Source organism: uncultured Aquabacterium sp., assembly GCF_913773725.1.
Taxonomy (GTDB): domain Bacteria; phylum Pseudomonadota; class Gammaproteobacteria; order Burkholderiales; family Burkholderiaceae_C; genus Aquabacterium.
Genome location: NZ_CAJYGK010000005.1, coordinates 1 through 19509, shown reverse-complemented (window position 1 = coordinate 19509; position 19509 = coordinate 1). Strand labels below are relative to the sequence as shown.

At 66.5% G+C, this 19509-nt stretch carries 14 protein-coding genes and 1 pseudogene; 4 read left to right on the top strand and 11 right to left on the bottom strand.

Translation table 11 applies throughout. The features are described from left to right. The 4 genes and pseudogenes from QZ709_RS00280 to queF all read right to left on the bottom strand — a co-directional run. Positions 1-513, bottom strand: a pseudogene (locus tag QZ709_RS00280) (hypothetical protein); the annotation flags it as partial. Beyond that, positions 510-1712 carry a GGDEF domain-containing protein gene (locus QZ709_RS00275; RefSeq protein WP_294635427.1) on the bottom strand — a complete coding sequence of 401 codons (1203 nt, stop codon included), beginning with the start codon at positions 1710-1712 and terminating at the stop codon, positions 510-512. The pseudogene QZ709_RS00280 and the gene QZ709_RS00275, both read right to left, overlap by 4 nt. A gap of 117 nt (positions 1713-1829) precedes the next feature. Further along, positions 1830-2576 carry a hypothetical protein gene (locus QZ709_RS00270; RefSeq protein ID WP_294635426.1) on the bottom strand — a complete coding sequence of 249 codons (747 nt, stop codon included), beginning with the start codon at positions 2574-2576 and terminating at the stop codon, positions 1830-1832. Positions 2577-2619: 43 nt separating this feature from the next. Next, positions 2620-3072: a preQ(1) synthase gene (queF, locus tag QZ709_RS00265; RefSeq protein WP_366937129.1), complete on the bottom strand. Its 453-nt coding sequence runs from the start codon at positions 3070-3072 to the stop codon at positions 2620-2622. Positions 3073-3431: 359 nt separating this feature from the next. Here queF and smc point away from each other — a divergent pair, with 359 nt between their 5' ends. Genes smc through ligA form a run of 3 tightly spaced genes read left to right on the top strand, consistent with a single transcriptional unit; the run spans position 3432 to position 10136 of the window. Then, positions 3432-6944 carry a chromosome segregation protein SMC gene (smc, locus tag QZ709_RS00260; RefSeq protein ID WP_294635425.1) on the top strand — a complete coding sequence of 1171 codons (3513 nt, stop codon included), beginning with the start codon at positions 3432-3434 and terminating at the stop codon, positions 6942-6944. An 8-nt stretch (positions 6945-6952) separates the two neighbouring features. Continuing rightward, on the top strand, positions 6953-8020 hold the full coding sequence (locus QZ709_RS00255) for a cell division protein FtsZ (RefSeq protein WP_294635424.1): 1068 nt from the start codon (positions 6953-6955) through the stop codon (positions 8018-8020). Between the two features lie 16 nt (positions 8021-8036). After that, positions 8037-10136: an NAD-dependent DNA ligase LigA gene (gene ligA / locus QZ709_RS00250; RefSeq protein WP_294635423.1), complete on the top strand. Its 2100-nt coding sequence runs from the start codon at positions 8037-8039 to the stop codon at positions 10134-10136. Here the strand turns inward: ligA and QZ709_RS00245 are convergent. From QZ709_RS00245 to QZ709_RS00235, 3 genes are read right to left on the bottom strand one after another with little or no spacing between them, the layout of a single operon-like run. Further along, positions 10127-10531 (bottom strand): DUF2237 domain-containing protein, encoded by a 405-nt coding sequence (locus tag QZ709_RS00245; protein WP_294635422.1) that lies wholly within the window; start codon positions 10529-10531, stop codon positions 10127-10129. The genes ligA and QZ709_RS00245 overlap by 10 nt on opposite strands. A gap of 32 nt (positions 10532-10563) precedes the next feature. Then, positions 10564-11493: an SPFH domain-containing protein gene (locus QZ709_RS00240; RefSeq protein WP_294635421.1), complete on the bottom strand. Its 930-nt coding sequence runs from the start codon at positions 11491-11493 to the stop codon at positions 10564-10566. 44 nt (positions 11494-11537) lie between these two features. Further along, a complete protein-coding gene (locus tag QZ709_RS00235; protein ID WP_294635420.1) occupies positions 11538-11984 on the bottom strand; it encodes an NfeD family protein in 447 nt (148 codons plus the stop codon). Positions 11985-12189: 205 nt separating this feature from the next. On the opposite strand from QZ709_RS00235, the gene QZ709_RS00230 reads away from it, so the two are divergent. Beyond that, a complete protein-coding gene (locus QZ709_RS00230) occupies positions 12190-14457 on the top strand; it encodes an arginine/lysine/ornithine decarboxylase (RefSeq protein WP_294635419.1) in 2268 nt (755 codons plus the stop codon). A 19-nt stretch (positions 14458-14476) separates the two neighbouring features. On the opposite strand, the gene QZ709_RS00225 is transcribed toward QZ709_RS00230, so the two are convergent. The 4 genes from QZ709_RS00225 to dnaK all read right to left on the bottom strand — a co-directional run. Continuing rightward, positions 14477-15103 carry a HAMP domain-containing sensor histidine kinase gene (locus QZ709_RS00225; protein ID WP_294635418.1) on the bottom strand — a complete coding sequence of 209 codons (627 nt, stop codon included), beginning with the start codon at positions 15101-15103 and terminating at the stop codon, positions 14477-14479. A 25-nt stretch (positions 15104-15128) separates the two neighbouring features. Then, on the bottom strand, positions 15129-16769 hold the full coding sequence (locus QZ709_RS00220) for a tetratricopeptide repeat-containing response regulator (protein ID WP_294635417.1): 1641 nt from the start codon (positions 16767-16769) through the stop codon (positions 15129-15131). A gap of 174 nt (positions 16770-16943) precedes the next feature. Next, on the bottom strand, positions 16944-18077 hold the full coding sequence (gene dnaJ / locus QZ709_RS00215; RefSeq protein WP_294635416.1) for a molecular chaperone DnaJ: 1134 nt from the start codon (positions 18075-18077) through the stop codon (positions 16944-16946). A gap of 141 nt (positions 18078-18218) precedes the next feature. Further along, the coding region (dnaK, locus tag QZ709_RS00210; RefSeq protein WP_294635415.1) for a molecular chaperone DnaK at positions 18219-19509 on the bottom strand (1291 nt) is incomplete at its 5' end.

Sequence of the window (19509 nt, the reverse complement as noted above, 5' to 3'; positions counted from 1 at the left end):
CACGGGGTCCAGCCAGGACAGCACAGCCATCGCCACGGCCAGCGCGACCACTGCCAGCACCCCGATGGCCGCAGATTGCTTGGGGGTGTGGGTGTACATGCCGAACACCATCACTAGGGCCAGCAGGACCAGGACCACCCCTCGGTCGTTGGGGCCCACCGCCGTGTAGGCGAACCCGATGGCCATCAGGGCGAACAGGTTTTGCGGAACCATCAGGGTCGGGTCTTTCAGCGCACGTGTGCGCCCGCTGCGTACAAGGCCGAAGAACACCAGGTAGGCAGGTACGCTCGTCATGGCGAGCAAGGGCGGTGCGAACGGGCGCATGACGCCCAGATCGGCCGCCATGCCGGCCGCGAGGCAGCAGATGGCGTACATCACGGCGCACAGCAGGATGGCCGCCGTGCGCGACCGGGTGGCCCGGTCCGGGCCGAAGACCCATTGGGCCAGCCGGTGTATGCCATCGACCAGCGGGTCATGCTCTTCGATGTGACCGGCCGGTGGCGTGTTGTTCATGCGCCATCCCCCTGCAGGCGCGCCACCGAGCGAAGGTCCATGACCATCGGGCTCTCGTGCGATGGAGAGGAGTCGCGTTGCGCGCCGCCCGATGCCACCCAGCGATCCCGTCCCGCATGCTTGGCTGCATACAGCGCATCGTCTGCGCGCTCGATCAGGCCATCGAGCGTCTCGTCAGGCAGGAGTTGCGCCAGGCCGGCCGAGATGCTGATCTGCAGGCTCGGGCGGTCAGCCACACTCATTCGCCGCACGGCGCACCGCAGTCGCTCCAGCGCCACGCCGGCCTCGATGGCCGTCACGTTGGGCAACATCAGCAGGAACTCCTCACCGCCCCATCGCGCCATCTGGTCGACCTGTCTGATTTCCTTGCGCGCCGTGTCGGCGAGCTGCTGCAGCACGGCATCGCCGACGGCGTGGCCGTGGCGATCGTTCACCTGCTTGAAGTGATCCAGGTCGACGAGGGCCACGCACAGCGGTGTGCCATGTCGATGACTCAGGCGGATCTCGCGCTCGAGGATGTCCCCCATCATGCGGCGGTTCATCAGGCCGGTCAGCATGTCGGTGGTGGCCAGCTGCTGCACGGTGCTCAGTGCATCTTGCAGCTCCCGGGCCTGCCGTCCGATGCGGACGCGGATGTCCGCAACCCACTTCGCGATCAGCGACAGCAGCAGGATGGTGGCGCCGCCCACCGTCAGATGCAGCCAGCCGATCGCCGCGGTATAGCGTTGAGGATCATGGTGGTGCAGGCCGGTGACGGCCAGGGCCAGCATCAACACCGAGGCGCAGCCGAGCAGGAGCACCTGCTGCGGCCGCAGCCGGAACATCGCGGCCACGATGGTCTGTGCCACAAGGATCATGACGTTGCCCCGCTGGCTGCCCAATGCCAGATAGGCCGCCATGCACAGCGCCACACAGGCAAGTGCGTGCGGGAAGGTCAGCACGGGGTCGGTCAGGCGCGCGGACCAGCCGGTACGTACCAGCGCATAGACCATTACGAACACGGCGAAGCTGGCTGCGACCAGCGACTGCGCGAGCGCAGCATCCAGCAGTCCGAGCGACGCCGATTGCAAGGTCACGGCTAGGCTCACGGCGTAAAGCTGGCCTGTGGCCAGCACGAACAGGACATGCCTGCGGCGACGCGGGTCGCGTCCCAGGATGACGTTCAGGAGAGGGGGGATCCAGAGGGGTAACTGCGGCATCGGGACAAGGGGCCGAATGCAGCAGGATATCGGGCTGGGGAGGCGGCTCGTCGCTCGTTTGACCTGATCTCGGGGGGCTTGCGGCAACGCGAGGGAACATCGGGTGCCGGTGTCTGTTCAGGCCCGAGGAGGGCGCGTGTCAGGCAGGTAGCGCTGGTCCGAATAAGTGAGCAGCCAGTGCGGCTTGAATGCGACAAAGATGGCCGTCAGCATGCCCGTGCTGATGGCTTCGCCCCAACCCAGCAGCCAGTGGGCCAGCAGCCATTCGCTCTGGTCGATGCCACCCGGCAGGCGATTCAGCAGCGCAACGGCGAGCCCGGACAGGGTGATCGCGAGCGCCGTGGTCATGAAGCCGCGTCCGAGGATGAACACGAACAGATGGGCGGGCAGAAAGCGTCGGACCACCAGACCCAGCAGCAACCCGATGGTGGCGGGCAGCACGCCCAGCCAGGCGGCCTGCGCGACGATGTCGTCGGCCTGCTGCAGCAACCGAGGCGCCAGCTCGGCCAGGCTGTGAATGGCAGGTGGCGCGTCGTTCATCAGCCGCTGATGGGCATTCAGGCGAGGCGGGGAGAAAGCCTCCAGCACCGCGGTCAGCACGCTCACCAGGCTGATGCTCCACACGGCCAGCGGCCAGCCGAACATCAGCACCAGCAGGCAGGCGCCGCTGACATGCAGTGCCAGACCCGATGGCAACAGGTGACGGGTCCACCAGACGCACGGCAGGATGAGCATGGCCGCGAGCCACGGATTCTGCAGCGCGCGGTGCTTCAGGGGCAGCCATGGCTTGAAGGGCAGCGCGACCAGGAGGCAACCGAGTACGACCGTCCACTCGACCGGGGAGGCCAGTTCTTCAGCGCCCATGGCTTGTCATCCGTCTCAGCGTGTCCCGGTGTCTGGCCCGAGGTCAGCCCAGCAAGCCGGTTTCGGCGTTGTGCTGCGGCAGCTCCACCTTGGGTGCGGGCTTCCAGCCGCGCTTGCGGTGCTCGACGACCACGTTCGTGTAGATGCCGCCGCGCACGTACCACTTGGCCGTGATCCGCAGGTAACGCGGGTTGATGGCCTTCACGATGTCTTCGAGGATGTCGTTCGTGACCTTCTCGTGGAACGCGCCTTCGTTGCGGTAGCTCCACATGTACATCTTCAGGCTCTTGAGCTCGACGCACAGCTTGTCCGCGATGCAGTCGATCGTGAAGTGAGCGAAGTCCGGCTGCTTGGTCAGCGGGCAGAAGCAGGTGAACTCGGGCACCTGAAACTGGATGACGTAATCACGCTGGGGGGCCGGATTGGGGAAGACATCGAGGTGGCGCGACGGCACCGAAGGCGGCACGGCCGGCTTGCTGCGTTCGCCAACGACCAGCTCGGCGGTCGGCTTCCGTTCAACGGCCTTGCGGGCGCGGGGGGCGGTCTTGCGCGCGACCTTGGCGGCGGGCTGGGCGACAGGGGTGAGGGCTTTCTTGGCCATGCGGAGATACAGCGGTGCGTGCGCCGCGGCGCACAGGGTCGAATCGAAAGCATCCAGGCCCACGGCTGCGTGACAAAGGGCGACCGTTGGCCTGTGCGGTAAATCACGATGGTATCATCCTCGATTGCTTCCTGCCCGTGAAAAGGTGGGTTTTCTTTGAAGAATCAACGACTTAGCGGGTGGCTTGCCTCGAGTTTGCGTCGGGTGTGCCCGCGGTCCGGCCCGCAGGCAGCGGCCCCGGTTGAGCCCCAAGCATGCGTCTGAATTCGATCAAGCTGTCCGGCTTCAAATCCTTTGCGGAGCACACGCACTTCCAGTTGCCTGGGCAGCTGGTGGGCGTCGTGGGGCCGAACGGGTGCGGCAAGTCCAACATCATGGACGCCGTGCGCTGGGTGCTGGGCGAGTCGAAGGCTTCCGAACTGCGCGGCGAGTCGATGCAGGACGTGATCTTCAATGGCTCGGGCAACCGCAAACCCGCCAGCCGGGCCAGCGTCGAGCTGGTTTTCAGCAACGAATCGGGCCGTGCCGGTGGTCAGTGGAACCAGTTCACCGAGATCGCCGTCAAGCGCGTCCTCACACGTGACGGCACTTCCAGCTACTACATCAACAACCAGCCGGTGCGCCGCCGCGATGTGCAGGACGTGTTCCTGGGCACGGGGCTGGGGCCGCGCGCCTACGCCATCATCGGGCAGGGCACGATCAGCCGCATCATCGAGTCCAAGCCCGAAGAACTGCGGCTGTTCCTGGAAGAAGCCGCTGGCGTGTCGAAGTACAAGGAGCGGCGCCGCGAGACCGAGAACCGCCTGAAGGACACCCGCGAGAACCTCACGCGGGTCGAAGACATCCTGCGGGAGCTGAACAACAACCTGGAGCGCCTGGAGCGCCAGGCCGAGGTGGCTGCGCGCTACCACGGGCTGCAGCAGCAGGGCACGCTGAAGCTGCACCAGCTGTGGTTCCTCAAGCACCGGGATGCCACGAGCGAGGAAAGCCGCATCCGGCTGGCGGTGGCCGAGGCCACGAACGCGCTGGAGGCCCGCATGGCCGAGTTGCGCGGCGTCGAGGCCGAGCTCGAGCACGTGCGGCAGGATCACTACGCCGCCAGCGACGCCCTGCACGTGGCGCAGGGGGCGCTGGCCGATGCCAACCTCGAAGTCAGCCGGCTGGAAGAACGCATCCGCTACGTCGTGGAGGGCCGCCAGCGTACCGAACAGCGCCTGGCCGAGTTGAAGGCCCACAACGATCAGTGGGCCGAACGCGCTGCCGCCGCCGAGGTCGAGCTGGAAGAGCTGGCCGAGAAGATGATGGCGGCCGAAGAACAGGCCGAGATCCTGGCCGCCCAGGCTGAAGAGCTGGCCGGCAACATCCCGGCCCTTGAAGACGCGGTGCGTGCGGCCACGCAGCGTGCCAACAACCAGCGGGGCGCTGCGCAGCAGGTTCAGCAGCAGATTCAGCTGCTGGCGGCCGAATCGCGCAGCATCGACGAGCAGTCACGCCAGTTTACCATGCGCCGCGAGCGGCTGGTGGCCGAGCGGCAGGGCCTGGCGGCCACCGACGATGCCCGCCTGACGGACCTGCGCGCCCAGTGGGAAGCCGGGCAGGAAGAACTGGCCGTGCTGGAGGCCCGTCTGGGCGAGCTGACCGAGACCGTGCCCACGCTCGACGAGCAGCGCAAGGCGCGTCAGGACGATGCCAATGCCCAGGCCGCCCGTCAGGCCGAACTCGCCGCGCGCCTGGAGGCCCTGAGGGCCCTGCAGGAGAAGGTCCAGACGGAAGGCAAACTCAAACCCTGGCTGGCCAAGCATGGGCTGGACGGCCTGCCCGGCCTGTGGACCCGCGTGCACATCGAGTCGGGTTGGGAAAACGCTCTGGAAGCCGCGCTGCGCGAGCGCCTGTCTGCGCTCGAAGTGGGGCGTGTCGACACGGTGCGCGCGTTCGAGCAGGACGCACCGCCTGCCCGCCTGGCCTTCTACAGTCTGCCCTCGGGTGACATTGCCAACACGCACGCCACGCTGCCACGCCTGAGCGACCTGCTGCGCCTGACCGAGCCGGGTCTGAAGGCCTTGATGAACGACTGGCTGGAGGGTGTCTACACCGCAGCCAGTCTGGAAGAGGCGCTGGCCAGCCGCAGCCAGCTCACGCATGGCGAGCTGATCCTGACGCGGGCGGGCCACGCCGTGAGCCAGTTCGCGGTGACCTTCTACGCGCCCGACTCCGAACAGGCCGGCATGCTGGCTCGTGCCCAGGAGATCGAGAACCTGGACAAGCAGCTCAAGGCCCAGGCGCTGATGGCCGACGATGCCCGCGCGGCCCTCATTCGCGCCGAAGCCGCCTACACCGATGCCTCGCAGCGCCTGGCCGTGTCCCGGCGCGAAACGAGCGAGGCCCAGCAGCGCACCCACACGCTGCAGGTCGAGGTGCTGCGCCTGACGCAGCAGGCCGAGCAGACCTCGAGTCGCCGCACACAGATCACGGAAGAGCTGGCCGAGATCGATGCCCAGCTCGACGAGTTGCAGGAGCGCCGCGCCACTGGCGAGGCCCGCTTCGAGGAGCTCGACATCAGCCTGGGCGAGGCCCAGGAAAAGCACGCGCAGCTGGAAGAAGGCGTGATCGGGGCCGAGCGCAAGCTGGCCCAGGCCCGCGAGCAGGCCCGTACGCTCGAGCGCCAGGCTCAGGAGGCGCAATTCAGCGCCCGTTCGATGGTGGCGCGCCGCGGTGAACTGCAACGCGGCATCGAAACCGCCCGTCAGCAGGTCGTGGCCAACGACGCCTCGGCGGCGCAGCTGCATGAAGAGCTGGCCCGGCTGAGCGAATCGACCGCCAACACCGGCCTCGACGAAGCGCTGGCCGTGCGGGTCGAGAAGGAAAAGGCGCTGGCGGCCGCTCGCCAGCACTACGAAGACCTGTCGGCGCAGCTGCGTCGGGCCGACGAGCAACGCATGGGCTTCGAGCGCAGCCTGCAACCGCTGCGCGACGAGATCACCAAGCTGCAGCTCGAACTGCAGGCCGCTTCCTTGGGTGGCGCGCAGTTCATGGAACAGCTCACTGCCGCCAACGTCGATCTGGCCGCGCTGGCCGAGGGCATCGAGCGTGACGGCGTCAAGCTCTACGGCCTGCAGTCCGAGATCGACCGCATCCAGCGCGAGATCAATGCCTTGGGTGCGGTCAACCTGGCCGCGCTCGAAGAACTGACTGCAGCCCGCGAGCGCAAGGGCTTCCTCGACTCGCAGATGGCCGACCTGATGGACGCCATCCAGACGCTCGAGGACGCCATCCACAAGATCGACCTGGAGACCCGCGACCTGCTGGGCTCCACCTTCAACACCGTCAACGAACACTTCGGGCGCATGTTCCCCAGCCTGTTCGGTGGAGGCAGTGCCAAACTGGTCATGACCGGCGACGAGATCCTCGATGCCGGCGTGCAGGTCATGGCCCACCCACCGGGCAAGAAGAACAGCACCATCCACCTGCTGTCCGGTGGTGAAAAGGCGCTGACCGCCATCGCCCTCGTGTTCGCCATCTTCCAGCTCAACCCCGCCCCGTTCTGTCTGCTGGACGAGGTCGACGCGCCGCTGGACGACGCCAACACCGAACGTTACGCCCGCCTGGTCAAGAGCATGTCCAGCGGCACGCAGTTCCTGTTCATCTCCCACAACAAGATCGCGATGGAGATGGCCGAGCAACTGGTGGGCGTGACGATGCAGGAGCAGGGCGTTTCGCGCATCGTGGCCGTCGACATGGAAGCGGCGCTGGGCATGGCCCAAGCCTGAGGATCCTCATGAACTCATCCCTCACCCTGTACCTGGCCATCCTGGGCGGCATCGTGCTCGTGGTCTTTCTCGTTCACAGCACCTGGCAGGCCCGCAAGCTGGCGGCACGTCAGCCACGGCGCGCCGCGCTGGAACCGGTGGACACCCAGGCCGGAGCGCTCCCGGGCGAACCCCAGCTCGGTGACGACGTGCCCACACAGCCGATGGACCTCAGTGCCCCCGCTCCGGGGACGGTGCCTCCGCTCAAACGCGGACATGCCCACCTGGATGCGCTCGTCGACGCGATTGCGACCATCACCATCGAGTCGCCCATGAGCGGCGACCACATCCTGCTGCACGTGCCCGCCACCCGCCGTGCGGGCAGCAAACCGGTGCTCATCGAGGCGCTGCGGGCCGACTGTGGCGAGTGGGAGCCGCCCCAGGCCGGTGTCACGTACACCGAGCTCCAGGCCGGCGTGCTGCTGGCCAACCGCACCGGCGGGCTCAACGAGATCGAGTACTCCGAGTTCGTGCAGAAGATCCAGGCCATGGCCGATGCCCTGGGCGGCGCGGTCGAGTTCCCGGACATGCTGGACGTGGTTGGCCGGGCCAAGGAGCTCGACGCCTTTGCGGGCGCCCACGATGCCCAACTTGCCATGCGTCTCTACGCCCGCGGCAGCGCGTGGTCCGTGGGCTATGTGCAGCAGCAGGCCTCGCGACATGGTTTTCTGCCTGGTTCGCTGCCGGGCCGGCTTGTTCTGCCAGGACAGGAAGAGGGGGCGCCCCCTGTGCTGACGCTGCAGTTCGACGCACAGGTCGCCTTTGCCGACGATTCCGACCAGGCCGCGCTGCGTGAGCTCTTGCTGGCCTTCGACGTGCCGCAGACCGCGGCCGAGCAGGCGCCTTTCCGGGCCTGGTGCGCGGCCGGTGAAGCCCTCGCCATGGCACTGGATGCCGTGATGGCCGACGACCAGGGGCAGCCTTTCTCGCCGGCGGCCTTCGCCTCCATCGAGGGCGAGCTGGCCAGGCTGTACGAGGCCCTGGCTGCGCGCGACCTGGCGGCCGGTTCGGCCGCGGCACGGCGCCTCTTCAGCTGACAGCGAGGCGGCACACATGGCCCAGTCAGACCTGTTCGGCGAGGCGGCGCCGCCATCGCCGGGGGCAGAGGTGCCCACGCCGGCTCAGCAGGCCGCCACGCTGCGCAGCCAGCTGCACGAGCACGCCCACCGCTACTACGTGCTCGACGAACCCAGCATCCCGGACGCCGAGTACGACCGGCTGTTCCTGGCCTTGCAGACGCTGGAGGAGACCTACCCCGAGCTGCGCACACCCGATTCGCCCACGCAGCGTGTGCTGGGCAAGGTGCTCGATGGCTTCACGCCCGTGCGCCACGTCGTGCCCATGCTCTCGATCCGCACCGAGACCGACACGGAAGCCACGGGCGCCCAGGCCTTCGACGCCCGCGTGCGCCGGGAGCTCGAGCTGACCGAAGACGCCCCGGCCATCGAGTACGCCGCCGAACTGAAGTTCGATGGGCTGGCCATCAACCTGCGATACGAGCAGGGCGTGCTGGTGCAGGCGGCGACCCGCGGCGATGGCGAGACGGGTGAGGACGTCACGCAGAACATCCGCACCATTGGCCAGATCCCCCTGCGTCTGAAAGGCGGTGACCTGCCCGCGGTGCTGGAGGTGCGGGGTGAGGTCTACATGCGGCGCGACGACTTCGAGGCCTTGAACGAACGCCAGCGGGAACACGGTGACAAGACCTTCGTCAACCCTCGCAACGCCGCGGCCGGGGCCGTGCGCCAGCTCGATCCCACGATCGCGGCTCGACGCCCACTGAGCTTCTTTGCCTACGGCTTGGGCGAGACACAGGGCTGGGCGATGCCGACGACCCACAGTGGCGTGCTGGACGCACTGGCTGCCTTCGGCTTGCCTGTGAGCGCCGAGCGCACCGTGGCGCGGGGTGCCGACGGGCTGGTGGCCTTCCACCGCGCGATCGGAGCACGCCGCGACAGCCTGCCGTTCGACATCGACGGGGTTGTCTACAAGGTCAACAGCCTGGCTCTGCAGGCTCGCCTGGGCTTCGTCACCCGCGAGCCACGCTGGGCCGTGGCCCACAAGTACCCGGCGCAAGAGCAGCTGACCCAGGTCGAAGGCATCGACATCCAGGTGGGCCGCACCGGCAAGCTCACGCCCGTGGCCCGCCTCAAGCCGGTGTTCGTGGGCGGCGTCACCGTCACCAACGCCACATTGCACAACCTGTTCGAGTTGCGACGCAAGCGCGTGCGGGTGGGTGACACGGTCATCGTGCGCCGTGCCGGCGATGTCATCCCCGAGGTGGTGGGGGTGGTGGCCGGCGAGCGGCCGGCCTATGTGCCGAACTTCCGCATGCCCGGCCACTGCCCTGTGTGCGGCAGCGATGTCGTGCGCGAGCGGGGCGAGGTGGACCACCGCTGTTCGGGCGGTCTGTTCTGCGCCGCGCAGCGCAAGCAGGCCTTGCTGCATTTTGCGCAGCGACGCGCCATGGACATCGAAGGCCTGGGTGACAAGCTGGTGGACCAGCTGGTGGATGGTGGCCTGGTGCGCACGCTGCCGGAGCTGTACAAGCTCGGGTTGATGAAGCTGGCCGCGCTGGACCGCATGGCCGAGAAGAGCGCACAGAACCTGGTCGATGCGCTGGAGAAGAGCAAGCACACGACCCTGCCGCGCTTCCTGTTCGGGCTGGGCATCCGCCATGTCGGCGAAGCCACGGCCAAGGACCTGGCACGGCACTTCGGCGGCATCGACCGGATCATGGATGCCTCGGTCGAGCAATTGCTGGCCGTGCGGGACGTGGGGCCGGTCGTGGCGCACAGCATCCGCACGTTCTTCGACCAGGCACACAACCGCGAGGTCGTCGAGCAATTGCGAGCGTGCGGCGTGACGTGGCCGGAGCATGAGCCGGCGGCCGATCCCGCCAGCCTGCCCTTCACGGGGTTGACGTTCGTGCTGACCGGCACGCTGCCCACCCTAAGCCGCGATGAGGCCAAGGCCCTGATCGAGGCCGCTGGCGGCAAGGTGGCGGGTTCGGTGTCCAAGAAGACCAGCTATGTCGTGGCGGGCACCGAAGCCGGCAGCAAGCTGGAAAAGGCGCAGAGCCTCAATGTACCGATCCTGGATGAGGGGGGCCTGCAGGCCTTGCTCGAACAGGCGTCTGCGACTCAGTCCTGATCCGGCCGCACGGACGGCTCGAGCGCATTCGCCTTGAGCACGTCCAGCGGGATCACCTCGAGCGCTTTTTCGTGGGTGGCTTCCAGCACGACAGGCGGTGCCACGCCCGCTTCGTAGGCCTGCAGCCAACGGCTGGCGCACAGGCACCAGCGCTGTCCCGGCGTCAGGCCCGAGAAGCGCCACTCCGGCCGCGGCGTCGACAAGTCGTTGCCCACTTTCATCGAATAAGCCAGAAACTCGGCGGTCACCCGGCAGCACACCACGTGCAGCCCGGTGTCATCGGGCCGTGTGCGGCAGCAGCCGTCACGGAAGTAGCCGGTGAGCGGATCATACGAACAGGCCCGCAGCGGGCCACCCAGCACATTGCGGCCGGGGACAAGGTCGATGGCAGACATGGTGTGCGATGAGGAGGAGATGGCGCCCGGGCTCAGCCCTGGCGTGGCGGGGTCGACGGCGCTCCGGGCTTCATCAGCGTCATGGCCGTGCCGATCAGCGCCGACACCTCGCTCATGTTGCCCGGCACGATCATGGTGTTGTTGGTCTTGGCCAGTTGGGCATAGGCCTCGACGGCCTTTTCGGCCACCTTGAGATTGACGGCGTCCTGCCCGCCCGGTGCGCTGATGGCTGCGGCGATCTTGCGGATGGCCTCGGCGGTGGCGTCGGCCACGGCGGTGATGGCCGCGGCCTCGCCCATGGCGCGGTTGATCTCGGCCTGCTTTTCGCCCTCGGACTTGGCGATGAAGGCCTCTCGCTCGCCGTTGGCGAGGTTGATCTGCTCGAGCTTGCGGCCTTCGGACTCAGCGATGCGTGCGCGCTTGTCTCGCTCGGCCGTGATCTGCTGCTGCATGGACCGCAGGATCTCGGCCGGCGGTGTCAGGTCCTTGATCTCGTAGCGCAGCACCTTGACGCCCCAGTTCAGCGCGGCTTCGTCCAGTGCGGCCACCACGGCCGAGTTGATGACCTCGCGCTCTTCAAAGGTGCGGTCCAGCTCCATGCGGCCGATCACGCTGCGCAGCGTGGTCTGGGCCAGCTGCGTGATGGCCACCACATAGTCTGCCGAGCCGTAGCTGGCGCGCATCGGGTCGGTCACCTGGAAGTACAGGATGCCGTCGACCTGCAGCTGTGTGTTGTCCCGGGTGATGCACACCTGGCTGGGCACATCGAGTGCGATTTCCTTGAGCGAATGCTGATAGGCCAGCCGGTCGACAAACGGCACCAGCACGTTCAGGCCGGGCGTCAGGACGCCGTGGTACTTGCCCAGGCGTTCGACCACCCAGGCGCTCTGCTGGGGCACGACCTTGACGGACTTGGCCACGAAGATGACGGCAATGACAAGCAGGACGATGGCGAGTTCCATGGCGCAGGGGCTCCTCGATGAATGGGGGGAGGCGGGTCAGGGCTTCAGACGGGCTCAAGGACCAGCAGGTTGCGCTCGATGGCGCAGATCCGGTGCGGACCCGGGTGAGGGGCTTCGGGGCGCGCCAGCCGTGCACGCCATTGCGAGCCGCGGTGCTGAACCCGCGTGGTGCCGTCGGCATCCCAGGCACTGACGATGACCTGTTCACCGACGTCCAGGTGCCCCAGCCCGGGTGCGGGGGCGTCGGCGGGCTGAACCGAGGCAGGCTCGGATGCGCGGCGACGTTGTTGGCGCAGGTACCACAGCACCACGGCCGCACCGCCGACCACGGCAGCCGTCACCAGCTGCGCATTGAGCCCGTGGTCCAGATAGGCCACGGCGCCCCCGGCAACGGCGCCGAGTGCCAGCATGAGCAGGTAAAGCGTGCCGCTGACCAGCTCGGCACCGACCAGCAGGCCAGCCAGGATCCACCAGATCGTCGCATCGCTCATGCGTCACACCTCCGTCAAGCCGCACACCACGCCCGGTCAGTGTAGTCCCGCCGCCCGGCTTGCCGAGCCCCCATGCGGCGGGAGGGGCAGGGTGGTTTGTGCGATGGCGCAAATTCCTTCTGGCTGACACACGCAGCACCGGCAATCGCCCCTACACTTCGCGCTTTTCCGGATTTTCTGCCGTTCCATCCTGAAGGGGCCGCCCATGCTGCGTTTCCGTTTTCCCATCGTGATCATCGATGAGGACTTCCGCTCCGAGAACACCTCGGGTCTGGGCATCCGTGCCCTGGCTGATGCCATCCAGAAGGAGGGCTTCGAGGTGCTGGGCGTGACCAGCTACGGCGACCTGTCGCAGTTCGCCCAGCAGCAAAGCCGCGCCAGCGCCTTCATTCTCTCGATCGACGACGAGGAGTTCACGCCGGGCCCCGAGCTCGACCCGGCCGTGCTCAGCCTGCGCAAGTTCATCGAAGAAATCCGCTTCAAGAACGCCGACATCCCCATCTACCTGTACGGCGAGACGCGCACGTCGGAGCACATCCCGAACGACATCCTGCGCGAGCTGCACGGTTTCATCCACATGTTCGAGGACACGCCCGAGTTCGTGGCGCGTCACATCATCCGCGAGGCCAAGAGCTACCTTGATGGCCTGGCGCCGCCGTTCTTCAAGGCGCTGATGGACTACGCCCAGGACGGCTCGTATTCCTGGCACTGCCCGGGGCACTCGGGCGGCGTGGCCTTTCTGAAGAGCCCGGTGGGCCAGATGTTCCACCAGTTCTTCGGTGAGAACATGCTGCGCGCCGACGTGTGCAACGCCGTGGAAGAGCTGGGTCAGTTGCTGGACCACACCGGGCCGGTGGCCGAGTCGGAGAAAAATGCCGCGCGCATCTTCAACGCCGACCACTGCTTCTTCGTCACCAACGGCACGTCCACGTCGAACAAGATGGTGTGGCACCACACCGTGGCCCCCGGCGACATCGTCGTGGTGGACCGCAACTGCCACAAGTCCATCCTGCACAGCATCATCATGACCGGGGCCATCCCCGTGTTCCTGACGCCCACGCGCAACCACTTCGGCATCATCGGCCCGATCCCGAAGAGCGAGTTCGAACCGGAGGCGATTCGCAAGAAGATCGCCGCCAACCCGCTGCTCAAGGGCGTGGATGCGAAGAAGGCCAAGCCCCGCATCCTGACGATCACGCAGAGCACGTACGACGGTGTCCTCTACAACACCGAGACGATCAAGGGGATGCTGGACGGCTGGATCGACAACCTTCATTTCGACGAAGCCTGGTTGCCGCACGCCGCCTTCCACAAGTTCTATGGCATGTACCACGCCATGGGCAAGGGCCGCGCGCGCCCGAAGGAGGCCGTGGTCTATTCGACCCAGTCGACGCACAAGCTGCTGGCCGGCATCTCGCAGGCTTCGCACGTGCTCGTGCAGGACTCGCAGACCGTGCCGCTTGATCGCCACCTCTTCAACGAGGCCTACCTGATGCACACGTCCACCTCGCCGCAGTACGCGATCATCGCGAGCTGCGACGTGGCTGCCGCGATGATGGAGCCCCCGGGCGGCACCGCCTTGGTCGAAGAGTCGATCAAGGAGGCGCTCGACTTCCGCCGCGCCATGCGCAAGGTCGACAAGGACTACGGCAAGGACTGGTGGTTCAAGGTCTGGGGCCCGGACAAGCTCGTGGCCGAAGACATCGGCAAGCCGTCGGACTGGGTGCTCAAGGCCAATGAGAAGTGGCATGGCTTCGGCAACCTGGCCGAAGGCTTCAACATGCTCGATCCGATCAAGTCGACCATCATCACGCCGGGGCTGGACGTGTCGGGCAAGTTCGCCAAGAGCGGCATCCCGGCGAGCATCGTCACCAAGTACCTGGCCGAGCACGGCGTGGTGGTCGAGAAGACCGGGCTGTACTCGTTCTTCATCATGTTCACCATCGGCATCACCAAGGGCCGCTGGAACACGATGCTGACGGCGCTGCAGCAGTTCAAGGACGACTACGACAAGAACCAGCCGATGTGGCGCGTGCTGCCGGAGTTCTGCCAGAAATACCCGATGTACGAGCGCATGGGCCTGCGGGACCTGTGCCAGGCCGTGCACGAGGCGTATGCCAAGGGTGACATCGCCCGTCTGACGACCGAGGTGTACCTGTCCGGTCTGGAGCCGGCGATGAAGCCGAGCGACGCCTACGCCTGCATCGCCCGCCGCCAGACCGAGCGCGTCGACATCGACCAGCTGGAAGGCCGTATCACGACCGCGCTGCTGACGCCGTATCCGCCGGGCATCCCGCTGCTGATCCCGGGCGAGCGCTTCAACCGCAAGATCGTTGACTTCCTGAAGTTCACCCAGAGCTTCAACCTGGCCTTCCCGGGCTTTGCCACGGACGTGCACGGCCTGGTGTCGGAAGAGCTGCCGGGTGGCGCCCGCCGCTACTACGTCGATTGCGTGAAGGGCGAGGGCTGCTGAAACAGCGGACGGTGGCGGCTCAGGGCAACGTGAGTGAGAACTGCGTGCCCCCGCCGGCCTCGTCGCGGGTGAGGGCAATGCTGCCCTGGCGATCGCCACTGCGGTGAGCCTCGGCCACCGCCCGGCTGAGGGCTGTACCCAGGCCTGTGGCGTGGGCGGCATCCGGGTCGGTCGCGTCGAATCCCGGCCCATCATCGGTGATGCGCCAGACGAGCCAGCCCGATTCCGATTGCACGCTCAGCCGCACGGCGTGTTGTGCAAAGCGCATGGCGTTGTGAAGGGCAGCATCGAGCGCAAGCTGCACCAGCCGACGGTCGAAGTACCAGAAAGGCGGCGCGGCCGCCTCCGCCTCGACCGACACGGTGAGGTGCCGCCCCTCGGCATAGGCCTTCAGCTGCCACACCTGCTGCAGGTAGTGCAACAGGTCCAGCGGGGACTCGTCCTCACACAGGGCGCGCAACTGGCCTGACTCTGCGCTGTACAGCGTCAGGAACTGCGTGAACTGCCGCCGCAGGTCGGCGCAATGCAGGTGGGCGGTCTCCGCACCCACGGGCGTGGGGTTGTCGATCATCGCTGCCAGTTCGCACTCGAGCACGCCCAGGGCGTTCTTCAGGTCATGTGCGATCAGGGCGAGGTTGGTGCTCATGGGCGGGGCGGAATGTGTGAACTTTTCAGTTTTTCACATTACCACTTTCCAGCGCACTGATCGTCTCGCGGAAGTAACGCCGCATCATGGTCACGCGGTCGTTGGCAGGCATCAGCTTCTCGAGCCGGGTCAGGTACAGCCGGATGCGGTCGACGCGGGCGGGGCTGAGCTCCTTCTTCAGCCGCAAGGCCATGCAGTTGATCTGGGCCGCCTGCAACAGCACGCCGGTGTTCTCGGGGTACTCGCGCACGGCTTCCTCGATCGCGTTCACGGCTTCGTCCACCTGGCTGTCACGCAGCAGCTTGCGCGCGTCCTTGACCTTGTTTTCCAGCGCGGCTGCGGCTCCCTGGATCAGGTCTTCCACCTTCTCTTCGTGGCCGGTGTCGCGCAGCGCCTTGCCGATCATCTGCCGGATGCGCGGGTTCTCGTGGTCAGCCGACACCGCGCTCTGCAGCAGTTTCATGCCGGCTTCCTCGTTGCCCGCCATGATCTCGGCCTTGGCCAGGGCGATGGTGCCGAAGTCGGCCTTGCCCTTGCGCATGGTTTCGCGTGCGCGCCGCATGGCCTTGTCGGCTTCGGCCTGGTTGCCCGTGCGCACGTGGGCCTGCGCCTGGATGGCCAGCGAGACACTGCCGAAGGCCGGATTGGTGCGGTAGAGGTTGTCGCCTTCGCCCAGCACCTTGAGCGCGTCCTGCGCTTCGCCACGATCCACCAGCGTCTGGGCCAGCAGCAGGGTGTCCTGAGGTTGGGCAATGACAGAACCGCGGGTCGCTTTGGCCACCTTTTGCAGGCACTCCTTGGCCGTGTCGAGATCACCGTTACGGTAGGCGCTCTCGCCCAGCAAGCGCTGCCGGCGCGCCGACGGGATCACGGCGGCGGCGTCCTTCAGCACCCACATGGCCCCGGTGGCATCGCCTTGCGCCTCCAGCGCCTCGGCCACCACGTCATACGCGGCGACGTTCTTCTCGCCCTCCGGTGAATGGATGATTTCCTGCGCGATCTGACGGGCGTCTTCGAACTGCCCGGCGGCCTTGTGCGCGCGGGCCAGCCCCAGCTGGGCCCAGACGAGGTTGGCACGATGGTCCAGCGCCAGGCGGTAGACCTGCTTGGCTTCCTCGTGGCGGCCGAGGTCGAGCAGGGCCTTGCCCTTGGCCTGCAATGCGGGCATGGACCAGCGGCTCTTGCTCGCCAGCAGCTTGTCGCAAGCCACCACCGCCCCGGCCAGGTCGTCCTTGGCCAGGCACTGGCTGATGGGCATCATGGCCTCCCGCTTTTCGAGCTGGGTCTTGAGCCGGTCTTCGATGTCGCTGGCCGTGATCGGCTTGAGCAGGTAGGCGTCCGGATGGTGCTCGGTCGCGGCCGCCACCTGAGCATAGGCACTCTCGGCCGTCACCATGAAGAAGAGACAGTCGGCTGGCAGCAGTTTCTGGTCGCGCAGGTGCTCGAACCACTGCTGGCCATCCGATTTGCTGTTGAGGTTGAAGTCGCAGAGGATCAGGTCGTAGCGGCGGCTGCGCAGCAGCCGCATGGCGTCCTCGGCGTTCGACGCAGCGTCCGACTTGCCGATACCGATCTGGCTGAGCTGACCACGCAAGGTGGTCTGCTGTGTGGCCATGTCGTCGACGATCAGCGCGGTCAGGTGGGAGTAGGGGGTCACGATGGCCATGGGCTCTCTCTTGTCTGCTTTGGCAGGGCGCAACCCACCCTGCCACAGGGCGGAAAGCCCGCCCGGCTACCACGCTCGGTTTTTCGGCATGGGGAAACAGAACTTGAGGGCCGGGAAAATCGGCCCCTTGGCATCGTGGCATGAAAAACGGCGCCACGTGGGCGCCGTCCGGGGTCACTTGAAGATGTTCTTGACCCGATCGGTCCAGCTCTTCGAGTTCGGCGAGTGCTTTTCGCCCCCCTTCTTGAAGGACTCGTCAAGCTCCTTGAGGAGCTTGCGCTGGTGTTCCGTCAGCTTCACGGGCGTCTCGACCACGATGTGGCAGTACAGGTCACCCGGGTAGCTCGAGCGGATGCCCTTGATGCCCTTGCCACGCAGGCGGAAGGTCTTGCCATGCTGCGTGCCTTCGGGAATCTCGATCTCGGCCTTGCCGCCCAGCGTCGGCACCTCGATGCTGCCGCCGAGCGCGGCCGTGGTCAGCGGCACCGGCACCGAGCAGTGCAGGTCGTCGCCGTCACGCTCGAAGATGTCGTGCTGCTTGATGCGGATCTCGATGTAGAGGTCGCCAGCCGGTCCGCCGTTGGTGCCTGGCTCGCCGTTGCCGGCCGAGCGGATGCGCATGCCTTCGTTGATGCCGGCCGGGATCTTCACTTCCAGCGTCTTGGTCTTCTTCACGCGGCCCTGGCCATGGCAGGTCGTGCACGGCTCGGGGATGACCTTGCCGGTGCCCTGGCAGTGCGGGCAGGTTTGCTGCACGCTGAAGAAGCCCTGGCGCATGTGCACCGTGCCCGCGCCGTTGCAGGTCGGGCAGGTCTTGGCACTGGTGCCAGGCTTGGCGCCCGAGCCGTGGCACACGCCGCATTCATCCCAGGCCGGGATGCGGATCTGCGTGTCCTTGCCATTGGCCGCTTCTTCCAGGGTGATCTCCATGGCGTACGACAGGTCGCTGCCACGGTAGACCTGAGGGCCGCCACCGCGGCGCCCTGCACCCTGCCCGAAGATGTCGCCGAAGATGTCGCCGAAGGCATCGGCGAAGCCGCCGAAGCCTTCCGGACCGCCGCGTCCACCCATATTGGGATCGACGCCGGCATGGCCGTACTGGTCGTAAGCGGCCTTCTTCTTCGGATCCGACAGCATCTCGTAGGCCTCTTTGACCTCCTTGAACTGCTCTTCGGCTTCCTTGGCCTTCTCACCCTGGTTGCGGTCAGGGTGGTACTTCATGGCCAGCTTGCGGTAGGCCTTCTTGATCTCGTCTTCCGACGCGCCCTTGGCGACGCCAAGGACTTCGTAGTAATCGCGTTTTGCCATGTGAATTCCAGGCTTGGCGAAAGTCTGTTTGAGGGGAGGGCGCTCACGCCCCCGGATTCGACAAAGGCACAGGGCGCGAGCGCCATGCTCGCACGACCTGTGCCCTGCCGCCGATCAGGCCGCGCGGCCCGATCGATCCTGTCAGTCCTTCTTGACTTCCTTGAACTCGGCGTCGACCACGTTGTCGTCGGCGGGCTTGCTGTCTGCCGCACCAGCGGCTTCCGCGCCAGCTGCACCGGCGGCGCCGGCCGCGCCCTGGGCAGCCTGCATGTCGGCGTACATCTTCTCGCCCAGCTTCTGCGAGGCGGTCATCAGGGCATTGGTCTTGGCCTCGATCTCGTCCTTCGAGTCACCCTTGAGGGCTTCCTCGACTTCCTTGATCGCGGCTTCGATCTTTTCCTTCTCACCGGCATCGAGCTTGTCGCCGTACTCGGTCAGCGACTTGCGCACGCTGTGCACCAGGCTGTCGCCCTGGTTCTTGGCCTGCACGATCTCGAGCTTCTTCTTGTCCTCGGCCGCGTTCAGCTCGGCGTCCTTCACCATCTTCTGGATCTCGTCCTCGCTCAGGCCCGAGTTCGCCTTGATGGTGATCTTGTTTTCCTTGCCGGTGCCCTTGTCCTTGGCGCTCACGTGCAGGATGCCGTTGGCGTCAATGTCGAAGGTCACTTCGATCTGAGGCACGCCACGCGGTGCGGGCGGGATGCCTTCGAGGTTGAACTCGCCCAGCATCTTGTTGCCCGAGGCCATCTCGCGTTCACCCTGGAAGACCTTGATGGTCACGGCGGGCTGGCTGTCGTCGGCGGTCGAGAAGGTCTGTGCGAACTTCGTCGGGATCGTCGTGTTCTTGCTGATCATCTTGGTCATGACGCCACCCAGGGTTTCGATGCCCAGGGACAGCGGGGTCACGTCCAGCAGCAGGACGTCGGTGCGGTCACCCGACAGCACCTGGCCTTGCACGGCGGCGCCGACGGCGACGGCTTCGTCCGGGTTGACGTCCTTGCGCGGCTCCTTGCCGAAGAACTCCTTGACCTTCTCCTGCACCTTGGGCATGCGGGTCATGCCGCCGACCAGGATCACGTCGTTGATGTCGGACACGCTGATGCCGGCGTCCTTGATGGCCGTGCGGCAGGGGGCGATGGTGCGCTCGATCAGCTCGTCCACCAGGCTTTCCAGCTTGGCGCGGGTCAGCTTGATGTTCAGGTGCTTCGGACCAGTGGCGTCGGCCGTGATGTACGGCAGGTTCACGTCGGTCTGCGACGAGTTCGACAGCTCGATCTTGGCCTTTTCAGCGGCTTCCTTCAGGCGCTGGAGGGCCAGCACGTCCTTGGTCAGATCGACGCCGGATTCCTTCTTGAACTCACCGATGATGTAGTCGATGATGCGCTGGTCGAAGTCTTCACCGCCCAGGAAGGTGTCGCCGTTGGTCGACAGC

Coding starts and splice junctions, on each gene's coding strand:
- QZ709_RS00275 (WP_294635427.1), bottom strand. CDS start 1,712: ATGCCGCAGTTACCCCTCTGGATCCCCCCTCTCCTGAACGTCATCCTG.
- QZ709_RS00270 (WP_294635426.1), bottom strand. CDS start 2,576: ATGGGCGCTGAAGAACTGGCCTCCCCGGTCGAGTGGACGGTCGTACTC.
- smc (WP_294635425.1), top strand. CDS start 3,432: ATGCGTCTGAATTCGATCAAGCTGTCCGGCTTCAAATCCTTTGCGGAG.
- QZ709_RS00255 (WP_294635424.1), top strand. CDS start 6,953: ATGAACTCATCCCTCACCCTGTACCTGGCCATCCTGGGCGGCATCGTG.
- ligA (WP_294635423.1), top strand. CDS start 8,037: ATGGCCCAGTCAGACCTGTTCGGCGAGGCGGCGCCGCCATCGCCGGGG.
- QZ709_RS00245 (WP_294635422.1), bottom strand. CDS start 10,531: ATGTCTGCCATCGACCTTGTCCCCGGCCGCAATGTGCTGGGTGGCCCG.
- QZ709_RS00240 (WP_294635421.1), bottom strand. CDS start 11,493: ATGGAACTCGCCATCGTCCTGCTTGTCATTGCCGTCATCTTCGTGGCC.
- QZ709_RS00235 (WP_294635420.1), bottom strand. CDS start 11,984: ATGAGCGATGCGACGATCTGGTGGATCCTGGCTGGCCTGCTGGTCGGT.
- QZ709_RS00230 (WP_294635419.1), top strand. CDS start 12,190: ATGCTGCGTTTCCGTTTTCCCATCGTGATCATCGATGAGGACTTCCGC.
- QZ709_RS00225 (WP_294635418.1), bottom strand. CDS start 15,103: ATGAGCACCAACCTCGCCCTGATCGCACATGACCTGAAGAACGCCCTG.
- QZ709_RS00220 (WP_294635417.1), bottom strand. CDS start 16,769: ATGGCCATCGTGACCCCCTACTCCCACCTGACCGCGCTGATCGTCGAC.
- dnaJ (WP_294635416.1), bottom strand. CDS start 18,077: ATGGCAAAACGCGATTACTACGAAGTCCTTGGCGTCGCCAAGGGCGCG.